The organism is Natrinema sp. 1APR25-10V2, assembly GCF_031626495.1.
Taxonomy (GTDB): domain Archaea; phylum Halobacteriota; class Halobacteria; order Halobacteriales; family Natrialbaceae; genus Natrinema.
This window is the reverse complement of the sequence record NZ_JAMQOJ010000004.1, coordinates 337153-353041: the sequence shown is the minus strand read 5'-3', so window position 1 is coordinate 353041 and position 15889 is coordinate 337153. Positions and strand designations below refer to the sequence as shown.

The window sequence follows — 15889 nt, the reverse complement described above, 5'->3', positions numbered from 1 at the left end:
GAATAGGCCTTGTGCACGGTGCCGTCGTTGCCGTGACCGCTGACGCGGTCGCGGCGTCGGTCACCGTACGATCCGTCGGTCACTGCGGGTAGTAGTTCCCGTCCCCGTCCCGGCGGAACCGGTCGCCGGTATCGAACCAGCCGTCGGCGAACCGGCCGCGCTCGTCGACTACGTCGTCAGTCTCGAGATCGGCGGGTTCGTCCCAGTCCTCGTCGTCGGTTCCGGCAGCCGTTACGTAACCGTCGGCGACCATCGGCCCTGCAAGCTGGAGGCGGCCGGTCGCCGCGCCCTCGAGTCCGTCGCCCGTTTCGTCGATCAGCCGAGCGCGACAGTCGGGGACGGGCCGACCGACGCTCGCATTCTCGCCGCTCGAGCCGTCCCGGTCGCCGTCGAACCCCTGACTCAACGCAGTCGGACACTCGAGGCGGCCGTACGCCCGCGCGACCGGCACGTCGTGCTCACGGTAGGGGGCGACGACGTCGTCAGCGACGGCTCCCTCGCAGACGACGCGCTCGAGCGAGTCGACCGCGTCCCCGAACTCGGCTTCGGCCGCGATGTCGCGGATCGACCTCTCGCGACCGGCGAGGAACGTCGCATCTTCTGCGGCCATCGCGATTGCGGCGTCGCCGGGATCGAACGCCCGGTCGAGCAGGAGCGTCCCGCCGACGCACAGCGTCGACAGCGCGACGCGAACCAGCCCGTCGGCGGCCGACAGGCGCGTCGTGAGGGGGACGACGTCGTTCGCGGCGAGCCCCCACGCGGCGACGGCCGTGCGGCAGTTGCGCTCTATGGCGTCGGCCGAGTAGCCGGCGACTGGCCGCCCCGAGTCGCCGTGGAGGGCCAGGAGCGGGCTCTCATCCGACCGGCGGTCGTCGAGATCGATGGAATCGCGCTTCGTCTCAGTCAGTTCCTCGAGCGTCACCGCGCGATCGAACGGGATCGACCGCATCAGGTCGCGCTGGGCCGCCTCGCCGACGACGAGGGTCGGCTCGAGGACGTCGAACGGCCGCTCGACCGAGGCCGGCGTCAGCAGATGGGAGACCGGCGCGACGGTCGCCCCGAGCCGCCGGCACGCGAAAAAAAGCGCGAGCGAGGCGACCCGGTTGCGCGTGACCAGACAGACGGTATCACCCGCGTCGACACCGCGCGTCGCGAGGCGCTCGGCCGTCCGCGTCGCGATCGTCGACAGCCCCTCGTACGTGACTCGATCCTCGTCGATCGTCTCCGCGGGGGCGTACAGCCGCTCTTCGGAGATATCGACGACCGCCGTCCGATCAGGGAACTGCGCCGCCCGACGCGCCAGCGAGAGAGTCACGATGCAGCCTCCCACGCTCGAGCACGTAGTAGGCAGGGGGTCAGTCGCAAGCACGGCAGTCGATCGTCGGCGAGACTCGGGGACGGTAGCCGGCGGGGCCGCCGGGATCACCGTTCCGGCGCGCTGCTCGAAACGCGAGGGATGAGCGAACGAACAGCGTGAGTGAGCGAATCGGCTGGGGAGGGCGCGGCGGTCTCGTGTCGCCACGGTCGGCGAGTCATTGCCGTGACTGGTTCAACGTATTCGAGCGGGGCGGTCAGTCGAACTGAGGCCGGACATCCACCGACGAATCACGTCGAATCGTCCGTCTGCGCCTCGAGGAATCCCAGCAGCCGATCGTTGACGGTCCGCGAGCGTTCGACGAAACAGAGGTGCCCCGCCCCCTCGAGTTCCGCGAACTCCCCGCGAGGCAGCCCCCGCGCCAGTTCCCGGCCCGCGTCGGTCGAGACCAGTTCGTCCGCGCCGCCGTGGAGTACCCGCGTCGGCTGGGTCACCTCGATCAGCCACTCCGTCGCGTCGAACCCCTCGAGCGCCGCCACCTGTGCCTCCCAGCCCGCCCGATCCGCATCGCCGTCGGCCCGCCAGTCGACGATGCCGTCCACCACGTCGGGCTGGCTCTCGAGAAACTCGGCCGAGAGTCCGGCCTCGAGCGACCGGCGAAGCGCGTCCCGATCGTCCGGCGGGGCGAAGAGGGGATCGAGGTCGAACGCCTCGCCCCGTGCCGCGGTCCCGAACAGCGAAAGCGTCGCGACGCGGCTCGAGGTTCGGGCCGCCGCCAGCGCGACCGCGCCGCCGAGACCACAGCCCGCGAGGTGGACGTTGCGAAACCCGCAGTCCGCGAGGATCGACTCGAGGTCGGCGACGAGCGTCTCGAGGTCGTAGGGCCCGACCGGGGCGTCCGAGCGACCGGTTCCCCGGAGGTCCCAGACGACGGCCTCGTAGGGACCGGCGACGGCGGCGTGTTGCCAGCCCCAGAGCCAGCCGCCGAGGCCGGCTTCGGGGACGAAGACGACCGGCTCGCCCTCGCCGGCGCGGTCGTAGTACAGCGAGACCGATCCGTTCGATACAGTGGGCATGGGTGAGTCGAGAGGGTCAGCGGTGAAAGAAGGGGACGGTTTCGACTCGAGCGCGACTCGGGTCCGGTTCAGGCGTTCAGGACCTGTCGAAGGATGTCGGGGGCGTCCTCGAGCGCCTCGTCGAGATCCTCGACGTTCGGCCCGCCGCCCTGCGCGAAGTCCGCCGGCCCGCCGCCGCCGCCACCGACGCGGCCGGCGAGTTCGCCGACGACTTCGCCGGCGTTGACGCCGACGCCGTCTGGGACGGCGACGACGAACTGGGCGCCGCTCTCGCCGCTCCCCAGCACGGCGATCTTGCCGTCCTCGGCGAGGGCGTTGGCGGTCGCGCGGAGTTCGTCCATGTCGGCGTCGATTCGGTCGACGACGGCGGTCGTGTCACCGACCTCGACTTCCTCGCCGCTGCCACCGCCGCCGGCGCGGGCCTCGGCGAGCTGTTCTTTCAGGTCCTCGATCTGCTTGCCGCGGTCCTTCCACTCCTCGAAGAACCGCTCGGCGGTGTCGGGGACCTCCTCGGGCGAGACGTCGAGGATCTCGGCGGCCTCGTAGAGGGCGTCCTCCTTCGTCTGCGTCGCCTCGATGGCGGCCTCGCCGGCGGCGAAGGTGATGCGTTCGACGCCGTCCTGAACGCGCTCGGTGGAGAGTACCTTGATCGCGCCGATGTCGCCGGTGCGGGCGACGTGGGTACCGCCGCAGGCCTGCACGTCCTCGTCGACGGTGATCAGCCTGATCTGCTCGCCCGGCGGGATGCCACCCTGGTAGAGGTCGAAGCCGTGCTCGGCCTCGGCGTCGTGGCGGTCGGGCCACTCCTGAGAGACCGCGGTGTTGGCCATGACGATCTCGTTGGCGCGGTCCTCGATCTTCTTGACGTTCTCACGGGAGATGCGGTCGTAGTGGCGGACGTCGATCCGAGAGCTCTCGACGCCCTTCTGGGCACCGGCCTGCCGGATGTGCTCGCCGAGTACCTGTCGGGCGGCGTGGATGACGATGTGGGTCGCCGTGTGGTGGCGCATGAGCTGCCGGCGGCGTTCGCCGTCGATCTGTCCGTTGACCAGTTCCCCCTTCCCGGGGTTCTCGTCGGTCCGGTGGAGGATGACGTCGTCGACGATCTGGACGTCGTCGACCTCGACCGTCGTATCGTCGGTCGAGAGCGTCCCCGTGTCCGAGGGCTGGCCACCGCCTTCGGGGTAGAACATCGTCTGATCGAGGACGACGTCGTACCCCTCCTCGCGCTCGAAGACGTCGAGGACGACCGCCTCGAACTGGGTGCGCTCCTGATCGTCGTAGTAGAGCTTCTCCGTCTCGGGGAGGTCCTCGAAGCGCTCGTCCTCGCCTTCCTCGGCCTCGAGGACCGCCTCCGGCGTGTCGTGGCGCTTCGCGACGAGGCTGTAGAAGTCGTCCGGCACGTCGACCTCGGCGCCGGTCTCCGCGGCGATCTCGGCGACCATGTCCGGCTGGATGCCGTGGGAGTCGTAGAGTTCGATCAGTTCGTCGGTCGGAATCGGCTCGCCTTTCTTCGCGTACTCCTCGGCCAGCGTCTCGACCCGGCGGCCGCCGCGTTCGAGCGTCTCGCGGTACTTCTCGACCTCGGTGCGGACGATATCGCGGATCGTGTCGCGGTTCTCGTACTCCAAGCGCTCGGCTTGCATGTCGACGAGTTCGTCCAGCGGTGCGTCGACGCCGGCGGTGTCACAGAGGCGCTTGGTGCGTCGGAGGACCATCCGCGCGAGATAGCCCGTCCCGACGTTCGAGGGGACGATGCCGTCGCCGAGCATGTAAGCGAGGGTGCGACAGTGGTCCGCGATCGCGTAGATGTCCTCGAGGGGCTCCATGAGCTCCTCGAGTTCCCCGGCGTCGACGCCGAGTTCGCCGGCGATCTCGCTGCGGGCGGTCTCCATGTCCTCGGCCTCGTCGATGTCCATGTGGCCCGCGAGTTTGGCGGCCCGATGAATGAGGTCGGCCTCCTCGTCGGTGTGCTCGAGTCCCGCGTTGTCCTTGAGGAACGCGATCATGTCGGGGTAGACCGCCTCGTAGACGGTCGGGGTGCCCTGGGAGACCCAGGTCCAGCGCTCGAGCCCGTAGCCGGTGTCGACGATGTAGGTGTCCATCGGGCTGTAGCGGTTCCCGTCTTTCATCTCGTACTCGCCGTCGGGGTCCTGCTCTAGGGACATGAAGACCAGCGTGGCGAGTTCGACGCCGCGGTAGATGACCTCGATCGCGGGGCCAGCGTTACCGCCGCCGACCCACGGGTCCTCGATGTAGATGACCTCCTCGAGATCGACACCCAGCGACTCGAAGAAGCCGTCGCAGAGCTCGACAGTGCGGTCCTTCCAGTAGACCTCGCCCTCGTAGGCGTACTCGCCCTCGGCGTCCTCGCGTGCGTTGAAGGCGTGGTGGGCCATCATCTCGAAGGCCATCGTGTGCCGACCGGTCTTGCCGACGTTGTCGATGTCCTGCATCCGGATGCAGGGCTGGGAGACGCACAGCGGGTTCGCCGGCGGCGGCGTCTCGCCCGACGTTACGAGCGGCTGGAAGTCGTAGATCGACGCCTGGGTTAGCAACACGTCGTCGCGCCAGCGGTTCGCCGCGACCGGGTAGGGATCGATTCGCTCGTGATCGTTGGCCTCGAAGTAAGAGAGAAAGGCCTCGCGCATCTCCTCGAGGCTGTAGGAGCCATCGAACCCGGAATTGTCGATGAAGCCGTACTCCTCGCAGGGCGGCTCGCCGCAGGTCACCCTGTCGTCGTCGCGTGTCCAGAAGTGAGCCCCACACTCCGTACACTCCTTGCGCTCGAACCCTTCCTCCTCGAAGTACTCGAGGCGGTATTCCTCCGCCAGTTCGCTCATTACGCGTCTAGTGGCCCTGCAGCGCGTAAAACAGTTCCGCAAATCGGGCCGCGAGGCTGTCGTCGGCCGTCCCGCGATCGAACCAGGGCGGTCGGTTCCATGACGGATCCCGACCGTCGCGACTGAGTCGAAAGACCGTCGTTTGAGGGGGCACGGCGGCTATCGCCGGGGCTAACTCAGCGATCGATACGTCCAGTAGACCCATTAGGCTGGCGTGTCGTTGTCACGGAGAGAGCGAACCAGATTCCGACGGAATGACACAGCCGCCAGCGACCACCCGACCGCGGACGATCCTCTACGTCGCCGCGACCGACGCGGCCGCCAGCGACGGCGCTGAATCGCTCGAGGCGGTCGATTCGAGCACCGAGCGATCCGCCCGACCGGCGACGACGGTCGAGCGCGTCAGGGACTGGGCACCCGGGGTCGACTGCGTCGTCTTCGCCGAGACGCCGACGACCGCAGCGGGCTCGACCCTGCTCGAGGTGGCCGACGCCTGCGGCGAGACGCCGCTGATTCTCTTTTGCGATCCGTCGTACGCGCCGACGGCCGCCCGGTCGACAGACGGCATCGACGGCTACGTCCGCCGCGACACCGACGACGCCGTCGCGCACCTCGCGGACGAGATCGAGTGGGTGTGTCACGGGAACGGAAGCGAGGGCGACTCCGGCGGGGACGAACCGATCGTCGCGACCGGTAAGAGGGCGACGACGACCCCCGGACCGGAAGATCGGCTCCTCGAGGCGGTCCCCGAACTCGTCGCCCGCCGCGACCGCGACCGGCTCTTCGAGGTCGTTGTCGAGGCCGCAGCCGACGCGCTCGAGCGTGACCGCTGCTGGCTGTCGACGGTCCACTTCGGCGATCTCGTCCCGCGAGCGACCGCGTCGGGGGTTTCGGAGGACGACCTCGAACCCGTGGCGCGAACGGGGTCGCTCGGCGACCTCCTCCGAACGGGCGAGCCGGTTTGCATCGACGACCTCGCGGACGACGACCGGCTGAGCGCCCCGCTCGAGGGAGTCTCAGCGCTGTGCTGCGTGCCCGTCGGCGACATCGGGGTTCTGCAGGTCGCCGCCGACGAGACGGCTGCGTTCGACGAGGACGACGTCGATCTGCTCTCGACGTGGGGACGGGTCGCGGCCGCGGCCCTCGAGCGGATCGACGCCGAGGAGAGCCAACGCAGGGAACTGGAGCGACTCCGGGAGATGCGGGACCGACTCGCGGTCGAACGCGACGAACTGCAAGCCGAACGCGACGGGTTGGCGGCCGAGCGCGACCGCTACCGGTCGCTGTTCGAAAACGTGCCCGAACCGGCGATCCGCTACGAAATCGATGCCGGCCAGCCGGTCGTCAGAACTGTCAACGATACATTCACCGAGGTGTTCGGCACCGAGCCCGAATCGGTCGTCGACAAACCCGTCGACGAGGACACCGTCCCGCCGGGACTCGAGCACCGGCGGGCGACGCTGCTCGAGTCGCTGCGATCCGGCGAGCGCCGCCAGCTCGTCAGTCGCCGGGAGACCGCCGATGGCGTCCGCGAGTTCCTGCTCACGCTGATCCCGCTCGAGGCAAACGCCAACGCCGACGCCGACGGCGGCAGCGGCGGTGACGATGCCGAGAGCGGCGCGGCCGACGCCGCGGACCACAACCCCGAAGGGCTGATCATCTACAGCGACGTGACCGAGCACAACCGCCGGGAGCGCGAACTGGCCGCCGCCGAATCGCGTCTCGAGAGGATCGCGGAGCTGATCGACGACGACGTGCGCACGCCGCTGAACGTCGCCCGCGGCTACCTCGAGCTCGCCGCGGAGACCGGCGACCGGGAGCACTTCGCGGAGGTCGACGACGCCCAGGAGCGGCTGCGCGAACTCCTCGATCGACTGGTCGCGATCGCCCGAGAGGACGACGTGCTCGTCGACACCGAACCCGTCGCCGTCCACGACGTGGCCCGCCGGGCCTGGGTCGCCGTCGAAACGGGCGACGCGCGGCTCGTCACCCGGGCCGCGGAGAACCGCGTCCTCGAGGCGGACAAGACGCGGCTTCGGGAACTGTTCGAACGCCTGTTTCAGGCCGTCGCCGACGGGACGGATGACGGCGACGAGAAGGGGACCGCCAGCGCCGGTGCGGGCGACGCGACCGCGGTCGTCACCGTCGGCGCGACCGACGACGGCTTCTACGTCGCCCGCCGCGCCGCTGAAACCGAAGCCGTGGTCGACAGCGGGCTCGAGACGGATCCCGTCCCCGGACGGCTGGCCGCGGCCGACGGCACCGGGTTCGGGCTCGGAACCGTCGAGCGTATCGCCGACGCCCACGGTTGGAACGTCGGCGTCGCCGAAGACGAGGGGCGGATCGCGTTCGCGTTCCGTGGCGTCGACGCCCGAAACGGCGAGTAAAAGGGATCGCTGCCGACCGATTACGCTTCGTTCTCGAGCGCCAGCGACGCCAGCATCGCCTCGAGTTGCAGGCGCTCGTTCGCGCCCTCGGTGATCCGGTAGTCGACTTCGCCCAGTCGCTCGAGCAGCCGGACGGTCGCCCGTTCGGGGATGTCGAACTCCCAGGCCGAGCGGTGCAGCTGGTCGATGACGTCGCCGCCGGCCAGCCCGCGGTCGGTCAGCAGGTCCTCGAGAGCGGCGCGGGCGGCCGTGAAGTCGCCGCCGATGGCGTGGTCGACCATCGCCTCGACCTCCTCGGGACGGGCGGTGGCGGTGATCGCGAAGACGGTCTCCTCGTCGACGGTCTCGCCCATCACCGCGGCGGCCTGCAGGGCGTTGATCGCCTTCCGCATGTCGCCGTCGGCCGCGTAGACCAGGGCGTCGACGCCGTCGTCGGTCACTTCGATCCCCTCGGTGGCGGCGATTTCGCGGACCTGAGCCTCGATGGCGTCTTCCGTGAGTTCGGTGAACCGGAACACTGCACACCGCGACTGGATGGGGTCGATGATCTGGCTCGAGTAGTTACACGAGAGGATAAAGCGCGTGTTGTTGGAGAACTGCTCCATCGTCCGGCGCAGCGCCGACTGGGCGTCGGAGGTCAGCGCGTCGGCCTCGTCGAGGAAGATGATGCGATGGTCGTAGCCGCCGAAACTCGAGCGCGCGAAGTCCTTGATCCGGTCGCGGACGACGTCGATCCCGCGCTGGTCGGAGGCGTTCAGCTCGAGGAAGTTCTCGCGCCAGTCGTCGTCGTAGACCTCTCGGGCGATGGCTTGCGCCGCGGTGGTCTTTCCGGTTCCGGCCGGTCCCGCGAACATGAGGTGCGGCAGATCGTCCTGCTCGACGTACCGCTGTAGCCGCGGGACGATATTCTCGTGGCCCTTGATGTCGTCGAGCCGTTCCGGCCGGTACTTTTCGATCCAGACTTCCGTCTTCCCGGGGGTTGGCTCCGCCGCCTCGGCGTCGGCCTCGCTCATACCGGCCGAAGGTGCGGGCGCAAGATAAATCGCCCGAAGGCCGCTTTCGCGTCTCGAGCGGACGATGGAAACGACACAGATATTGACATCTGCGTTACACGTTTTTCTGTCTGCTCGTCTACGAAGGACGTATGGAAGGGGAAAACCACCGATCACGGCTCGTCGTCGCACTGCTCGTCGCGGTCGTGATCATCGGTATCGTTCCGATGACAGTCGCCGCCCAGTCCGGAGCGCAGGCCGGCGGCACGGTCGTCGTCGAGGAGGGTGAGACGGTCGACGACCTCGAGGCGCTCGGCGGCACGGTCGTCGTCCGCGGCACCGTCACCGGCGGCGTGAGCGCCGTCGGGGGCGACGTGACGATCACGAACACGGGGCAGGTCGGCGGCGACCTCGAGGCGGCCGGCGGGAGCGTGACCATCGCCGGGACTGTCGACGGTAACGTCGAGGCCGCAGGCGGGAGCGTCACGGTCACCGAGTCCGGCACCGTCGGCGGCGAGTTCACGGCCGGGGCGGGCAGCGTGACCGTCGACGGGACCCTCGAGAGCGACGCGGTGATCGGCGCGGATACGATCCGGCTGGGCGATACCGCATCGATCGCGGGCGATCTGCGCTACGACGGCGACCTGCAGGGGAACACCGACGCGGTCGCGGGGACGGTTCAGGAGGACTCCTCGCTCGGCGTCGACGTGGCCCCGACGGTCCAGCCGTTCGCGTCGTGGCTGTTCGCGATCTACGCCTTCGCGGTGAATCTGCTGCTCGGGGCCGCCCTGCTCGCGCTGTTCCCGCGGTTCTCCGCCGGCGTTGCCGAGAACGTCGCGGCGGGGCCGCTGCGCTCCGGGCTGGTCGGACTCGGCGCCTTCGTGGGGGTTCCGATACTGTTGATCGCGCTCGCGATCACCGTCGTCGGAATTCCGTTGGCGATCCTCGGTGCGCTCGCGTTCGCCCTGCTACTGTGGATCGGCACCGTCTACGGCCAGTTCGCCGTCGCGGCGTGGCTCCTCTCGGCGATCGGGATCGGGAACCGATGGCTGGCGCTCGTCGTCGGACTGCTCGGCGGGGCCGCCCTCTCGAGACTCCCCGTCGTCGGCGGCGCGATCAACCTCGTCTTCCTCCTGCTGGGACTCGGCGCGATCGCTCGCGGGCTGTACGGTCATCGGCGACGGGCCCGGGAACGGGAGCGCGAGCGACGGGTCGGTCCCGGTCCCGACGAGCCGACGACCGACTGAGCGCGAGCCACGGACCGACCGCGAGCGCGGGCTCGAGGCCCGCGGAGCGACGCGCTCAAGGCCCTCCTCCCGCAACCGGGCGTATGCACGTCACCGTCGACGTCAAAGGCGAGGACACCTACGAACTCGAGCTCGAGGCGGTGACAGACGCCGCGGCGGGCGAGAGCGCCGGCGGCTCCGACGCCGATGCGACGCCGACCTACGCGGACCTGCTGCGCGAAGTCGAGTTGAGTCCGCACGAAGTGAGCGTCCTCGTCGACGGTCGCCCGGTTCCCGAGGACCAGCCGGTCGAGAGCGATCACGTGACGGTATTGCGGTTGATCAAGGGCGGTTAGGGCGATCGGCGGCCGATGTCTCCGACCCGAGTCGGTACTCGATGGTCGCGACGATCCCGAGCAGCATCTTGCGGACCCGACCGACCTCGACGGCGCTTCTCGCTAGCTGCGACTCCGCAAAGAATACGGTGTACGACGTCAGCTACCACTTCGTGTAGTGTTCAAAAGCACCGTCACGCGATACTCGAACCGATCAGGGAGTCGCTAGATTCGTCTCTGGTTTGCCAGCGGCTCCGTCCCCACTGTCGGTCGAGTGTCGACCACTCCGATACCGATCGGACGACAGCAACCGATGGCTCGTTCTGAACCGGGACTCGTGCGACTCTCTTTTAAAGACCACCACTATTCACCGGGGGTTTCCATGTGTTATTGTGCGATACCATGTGTCATGGGTGTCGGTAGCAATATTCGGAACCTGGGCCGTTTTCTCGCAGAGTGGGAAGAGGAGGGGGCCACCGTACACAACGTCGAACTCGTCGAGTGTGGGGATTCGAAATCCGAATCGACTGCCGAGATCGAACTAGCCGTATCGACATCGTCGTCGGATCGACAGCCGGAGGGGCTAACGCCTGCAGAGATTGAAATCGGTTCCGACGGCCGGCTCCGTCTCGTTCTCGAGTCGGCGGCACCTGTCGTCCCGACGTTCGATCACAATCTCGAGTTGGTGCCGACGGCGGCGACGGTCGACGCCGATGTGGGGATTACGGTCACGCTCAGTGCCGACTCGACCGACATGCGAGGCTCCGAGGAAAGCGAGTGGACTCCGGCTTCAGTCGTCGTTTCCGACGAAACCGACGACGAGGTAGTCGTCGATCGCGACCGCAGCGTTCCTCCGTTCAGAGATCCGGAACGACTCGCAGAAGTGTACGAGTCCTGTGAGACGTTTACCGAAATGAGCGAGGCGCTCGAGATGGACGTCACCGCAGAAACGGTTCGACGATACATGATCGACTTCGGGATTCACGAGCCGAACTCGTACAGAACCGATGGTAACGAGGACGACGAAGCGGAGGTCGACTCCGAGACCGACGCCGGTGCCGAATCATCGGCGTCGAACGCTGACGACGACCGATCGGAGACGGTTTCGGAAACGGAAGGGGAACGCGACCAGTCTTCGTCAGTCGTTCTCACCGACGGTCTCGGTCTTCCCGACGACGTCACCGTCGAGACGCTCGTCGAGACGGTATCGAGAGCGAACACGATCTACGAGGTCAAACAGAAATTCGGGCTCGATCGGGACGAAACGCTCGATCTATTGCGCCGACTGGAGATAGACGAGTTCGTGGTCGGTCGAGTCGCCGACGAACACGAGCGCGACGCCGGCCACGAGGAGATCTTCGATCGACTCCGCCAGGTCTCGGCTACAGAAGCTTAACAGCTGAGGGGGCAGAGACTCGATCGAGAAGTGAGGTGCCGTCTCTCGGCGTTCGACTGGCGGAGTGGACGTGGGCTACGACTAATCGGTACCGCGGTCGACGGAAGTGTTCGCAACCGGCTTCTGAAACACAACATACCACCGCTGCTTAATAGCGTGGGTTGCGTTATCATATCTAACACCGGCTTTGACAATGGCGCTTATTACCGAGGTCCGGTTCGCTCACGAGGACGGGGCTCTCGCCGATACGCTCAGCGCGTTGCCTAAACTCACTGCCAGCGTCGTCCGGGAGACGAGCACGACCCCGGGACAGAACGTCTACTTCTTTCGACTCGTCGAATCCAGTCCCGAAATAATACGGCCTGTTCTCGAGAACGATCACACGGTAGACGACGTCACGCCGGTACCAGCGGTCGATGGCCAACGGCTGTGGAAGATCCAGTTTACCCCGGAAACGAAACTCCTCGGGCCGGAAGTCACGAGCGAAGGAGGATTGGTGGTAGACGCCCACAGTTCGTCGGTCCGGCGCACTCCACGCGGGTGGCGCGAACGGTGGTTCTTCTCCGACCATGAGGGAGTGAACAACGTCTGGCAACACGCGCGTGCGGAAGGGTTCACCTTCGAGGTACTCGACCTCTCCCAGCAGTTGCGATCCGACGTAGCTCACATCGGATCGAATCCACTCACCGAAGAACAGCGAACGGCCCTCGTTACGGCGTACGAACAGGGGTATTTCAGGGAACCACGGCAGGTCTCTCTCGAGGAGTTGGCCGAAACGCTCGAGCTCTCCCCATCTGCCGTCAATGGGCGGCTCAAGCGCGGGCTGAAGTCGCTCATCGGGACGATACTCGCCGTCGAAGAACCGACGGTCGACGCATCGCGGCTCGGTGACCGAGATACCGTCGAGTACCGTTCCGATCCGGTCGTGCAATTACGAGCGGACGAAAACGATGAGTAGCCACAGCGCCGTGATCGAAACGTACCCAGGGGGGCAACAGCCGTGATCTCCACGCAGGTATACGTAGAGCATCCCGACGTCGCGCTGACGTATACAATCCGGTCTCTTCCGGACGGAGAGATCAGCGTCATCTCGGATGTGGGCACCGACCCACAACACGACGTGTACTTCTTCCGCATCGAAGCGACGAACTTCGACGCCGTCGAATCGGCGCTCGAGACCGATCACACCGTTGTCGACTTTTCCGCCATTCTCGAGGGGGAAGACCAGCGAGTGTACAGAATCGAGTACAGCGACGACGCGAAATTGATCACGCCGCTGATCACCGAACGGGGCGGGCTCACGTTGGAGTCGGAAAGCTACCTGAACGGGTGGATGCTACGGTTACAGCTGGAGGGACACGACGCACTGCGTGAGCTCAACGAGTACGCGAAAAAAGAGGGCATTCGCTTCGACGTGCTCGCGCTCACGCAGAACGACGAGTTAGACGACCAGTTCGACTTCGGCCTGACGGTGTCTCAGATCGAGGCACTGGTCGCTGCGTACAGACACGGATATTACGACGAGCCACGTGAGATATCGATGGAGAAGTTAGCGTCACTGCTCGATATTTCCCACACGGCAATCAGTGGACGGCTCAGGCGTGGCTCCGCTCGGCTCATCGAGGAGACGCTCGTCGACGAAGACCCCGACTGATCACCCGGGCAGACGGGCACGAGCGCGCGGTACGGATTCAGTGCTGAAGTATGGACTACTCGCGTTCGAGATCAGGTTCGTTCCGTTACCTACGGCGGCACGGGTATAGTCACGTAGCCGATCTCCATGCATTTCCTTCAGGGCGGCCCCACGTGCTGTGGGATTCGTTTACCACTCGTCGATGACACGAACGTGCCGATACTGACTACCATTCTTGCACTGTATCTTAGCCGTTCAGGAATGTATCACATTTGACTTCTCCCGAAACATAATTTCTTCTATATTTATCCCCCGGGTATGAGTTTTCGAACCAGTATTGTAGAAGTGATGCTTGGCAAATCAGTTCGCATACTTACCTTCGAGAAACACATTCACTATAGTTGTTAAGCGTCACTCGACTGTTCGCTGATCACGGTCCCACACTGTCTCGAGTGCCATCTCTTCCGTAGCGAAGGTGCGGTCTCTACGGTAGTACGCCGTCGGGAACAGTGAGTAGAGCGGATAAAGAACGCGCTAACCGCAAAAAGAACAGTTCCGGCTGACAGTTCCTAAAACTGCGTCGCACCCCGGTGGGGATTCGTCATCGAGCCGGAGGCTCGTCTTCTGCGCCTCGGTGTGAACGTCGATTCGACGCGATCGGCGTCAAGTTACTCAGAAATAGTAGTAGTGTATTTTAATGGTAATTTCAGAACTATAATATATGTGTGGGAATTTAGGTGCCCACTATTATCAAGATGTGAAAATGTCGCGTCTTTCTCAACTCCCAGCGATCACCCGACGAGGAATTAATTCGGCCCTCCATGCCCAACGGTAACAATTAACAATATAGCTGTCGTACCGTAAACGGGGTTCCGACGAGCGGAGATCAGCGATCGGAGCGCTCAATTCCAGGTGAAACAATGTCAACGACAGCAGAAACGAACAAGAATCTCGTCCGGCGCTATTTGAACGCGTTCAACGACCGAGATCGAGAGGCGCTCTCCGAACTCCTCGCCGAGGATGTCGTCGAGCACGGAATTCACGAAGAGTTACAGGGAGTCGATGAAATCCTCGAATTTCTCCAGGCGCATTTCGACGTATTCCCGGACTACTCCGGTTCCACCGAAGCCGTGGTCGCCGAGGACGATACCGTCGTGGTTCGATATACCGTCAGTGGGACACATTCCGGTGAGTATCACGACATCGAACCGACCGGTCACACGGTCGAGTGGACCGGAATGGCGATGTATCGGATCGAGGACGATCGAATCACGGAGATCTGGCTCGAAGAGGACCGGCTCGGACTGCTCGAGCGGCTCGAAGTCGTCGATCCGCCCGCTCATCTCCGAATTTAGCGGCCCTACTCGAGGGAGACGGCCGCCGTATCGGTCACGTCGGTTCCATCCCTCGTCTCTCGTTCCGTCGAGAGAGGAGGAAACCTGCCAGTTGTCCGGCATGGTTTGGTTCGTGCATGGCTGCATCTCTCGCTTTCGTCACCGATAGCAGTGGAACATCGATTCCGCGACGAGATCGAACAAATTCCATCAGTTCACTCACCGTCTCACTCTGAATAGCGCCAGCTTCGACGGCGAAATCGCGAACGGGGAGGTTCACTGTGATCTCCCACAGCAGGGAGTACAGTTCTACCAGCCCCGTTACGAGAATAGCCGAGCGCGAGTGCCGACGCTATCGAGTGACCACGGTTACAGAATCCCATCCGCAACTCGGCGTTCGGCGGCGTGAACGACGTTCCGGACCAACATTGCGAGCGTGACCGGACCGACGCCGCCGGGAACGGGCGTGATCGCGCTCGCTTTCTGTTTCGCGCTTTCGAATTCGACATCGCCGACCACGTCGGTAGCGGTTCCATCGACAGAATCGGGGGAGGACCGGTCGCCCGAACCGTCCTGCGCCTTGCCCGTCGCGGTTACAGGACGGTGATTCGAACTCACGTCGACGACCACGACGCCGGACGAGAGCATCGAGCCGTCGACGAGTTCCGGAACGCCGCAACTGGTCACAACGATGTCCGCGCGTCGAGTCGCCGACGCGAGGTCGGGTGTCCCGGAGTGACAGACAGTGACAGTGGCGTTCCCCCGTGGTGTATCCTGAAGCAGGAGGTTCGCCAGGGGCTTCCCGATAACGTCCGACCGGCCGACGAGAACGACATCCCGCCCCTCGACCGTGATATCGTAAGCCGTGAGCAAGCGGCAAACCGCGGCAGGCGTCGCCGGGACGAAGACCGGGTCGCCGGCGACGAGTCGCCCGAGGTTCCGAGGGTGAAAACAGTCCACGTCCTTCCGTGGCTCGAGACGCTGTCTGATGTCGGTTATCGCCACGTGGTCGGGGAGCGGGACCTGGACGAATACGGCGTGGACTTCCGGATCGGCACACAGACGGTCTACTGCCCGATGCAGACGCTTTGGAGGCGCAGCAGGATCGAGACGGATATCTTGCGTCGCGAGGCCGACGTCGTCACAGGCGGCGTGTTTCAGGTCCATGAAACGCTTGTCGGCCGGATCGCCGCTCATCAGCACCGTCCCGAGCGTCGGAACGAGACCCTGACCGCGCAACTGGCGTACCCGATCGCTCACCTCGTTGCGGATGTTCATCGCGACCGGGTCGCCGAGGAGCAGTTCCGACGACATGGTGTCATTTCGGAAGCAATCGGTTTATACCATTCGTC

12 protein-coding genes are annotated in these 15889 nt (G+C 65.4%); 7 read left to right on the top strand and 5 right to left on the bottom strand.

The window, feature by feature from the left end:
* Positions 1 to 79 precede the first annotated feature (79 nt).
* The 3 genes from NDO75_RS14705 to alaS form a co-directional block, all read right to left on the bottom strand.
* A complete protein-coding gene (locus NDO75_RS14705; RefSeq protein ID WP_310907256.1) occupies positions 80 to 1315 on the bottom strand; it encodes an AMP-binding protein in 1236 nt (411 codons plus the stop codon).
* Between the two features lie 290 nt (positions 1316 to 1605).
* Positions 1606 to 2391 (bottom strand): alpha/beta hydrolase, encoded by a 786-nt coding sequence (locus NDO75_RS14700; protein ID WP_310907255.1) that lies wholly within the window; start codon positions 2389 to 2391, stop codon positions 1606 to 1608.
* Between the two features lie 68 nt (positions 2392 to 2459).
* Positions 2460 to 5234, bottom strand: a complete 2775-nt coding sequence (gene alaS / locus NDO75_RS14695) for an alanine--tRNA ligase (protein WP_310907254.1) — start codon at positions 5232 to 5234, stop codon at positions 2460 to 2462.
* 254 nt (positions 5235 to 5488) lie between these two features.
* Between alaS and NDO75_RS14690 the strand changes: the two genes are divergently transcribed.
* Complete coding sequence (locus NDO75_RS14690) at positions 5489 to 7621, top strand: GAF domain-containing protein (RefSeq protein ID WP_310907253.1); 2133 nt, start codon at positions 5489 to 5491, stop codon at positions 7619 to 7621.
* Between the two features lie 20 nt (positions 7622 to 7641).
* On the opposite strand, the gene NDO75_RS14685 is transcribed toward NDO75_RS14690, so the two are convergent.
* Entirely contained in the window at positions 7642 to 8634 is a 993-nt protein-coding gene (locus tag NDO75_RS14685; RefSeq protein WP_310907252.1) for a replication factor C small subunit, read from the bottom strand.
* Positions 8635 to 8765: 131 nt separating this feature from the next.
* Here NDO75_RS14685 and NDO75_RS14680 point away from each other — a divergent pair, with 131 nt between their 5' ends.
* The 6 genes from NDO75_RS14680 to NDO75_RS14655 all read left to right on the top strand — a co-directional run bounded on the left by NDO75_RS14680 (position 8766) and on the right by NDO75_RS14655 (position 14558).
* Positions 8766 to 9860: a cell shape determination protein CcmA gene (locus tag NDO75_RS14680; RefSeq protein ID WP_310907251.1), complete on the top strand. Its 1095-nt coding sequence runs from the start codon at positions 8766 to 8768 to the stop codon at positions 9858 to 9860.
* 83 nt (positions 9861 to 9943) lie between these two features.
* Positions 9944 to 10195 (top strand): ubiquitin-like small modifier protein 2, encoded by a 252-nt coding sequence (locus tag NDO75_RS14675; RefSeq protein WP_310907250.1) that lies wholly within the window; start codon positions 9944 to 9946, stop codon positions 10193 to 10195.
* Positions 10196 to 10583: 388 nt separating this feature from the next.
* Entirely contained in the window at positions 10584 to 11570 is a 987-nt protein-coding gene (locus tag NDO75_RS14670) for a hypothetical protein (RefSeq protein WP_310907249.1), read from the top strand.
* A gap of 193 nt (positions 11571 to 11763) precedes the next feature.
* Positions 11764 to 12528: a helix-turn-helix domain-containing protein gene (locus tag NDO75_RS14665; protein WP_310907248.1), complete on the top strand. Its 765-nt coding sequence runs from the start codon at positions 11764 to 11766 to the stop codon at positions 12526 to 12528.
* 42 nt (positions 12529 to 12570) lie between these two features.
* Positions 12571 to 13224 (top strand): helix-turn-helix domain-containing protein, encoded by a 654-nt coding sequence (locus tag NDO75_RS14660; protein ID WP_310907247.1) that lies wholly within the window; start codon positions 12571 to 12573, stop codon positions 13222 to 13224.
* A gap of 899 nt (positions 13225 to 14123) precedes the next feature.
* The gene (locus tag NDO75_RS14655; protein ID WP_310907246.1) at positions 14124 to 14558 is read left to right on the top strand and encodes an ester cyclase; all 435 of its coding nucleotides are present in this window, start codon (positions 14124 to 14126) and stop codon (positions 14556 to 14558) included.
* Between the two features lie 348 nt (positions 14559 to 14906).
* Here NDO75_RS14655 and NDO75_RS14650 read toward each other — a convergent pair whose 3' ends face one another.
* Complete coding sequence (locus tag NDO75_RS14650) at positions 14907 to 15851, bottom strand: tetrahydrofolate dehydrogenase/cyclohydrolase catalytic domain-containing protein (RefSeq protein WP_310907245.1); 945 nt, start codon at positions 15849 to 15851, stop codon at positions 14907 to 14909.
* Positions 15852 to 15889 lie beyond the last annotated feature (38 nt).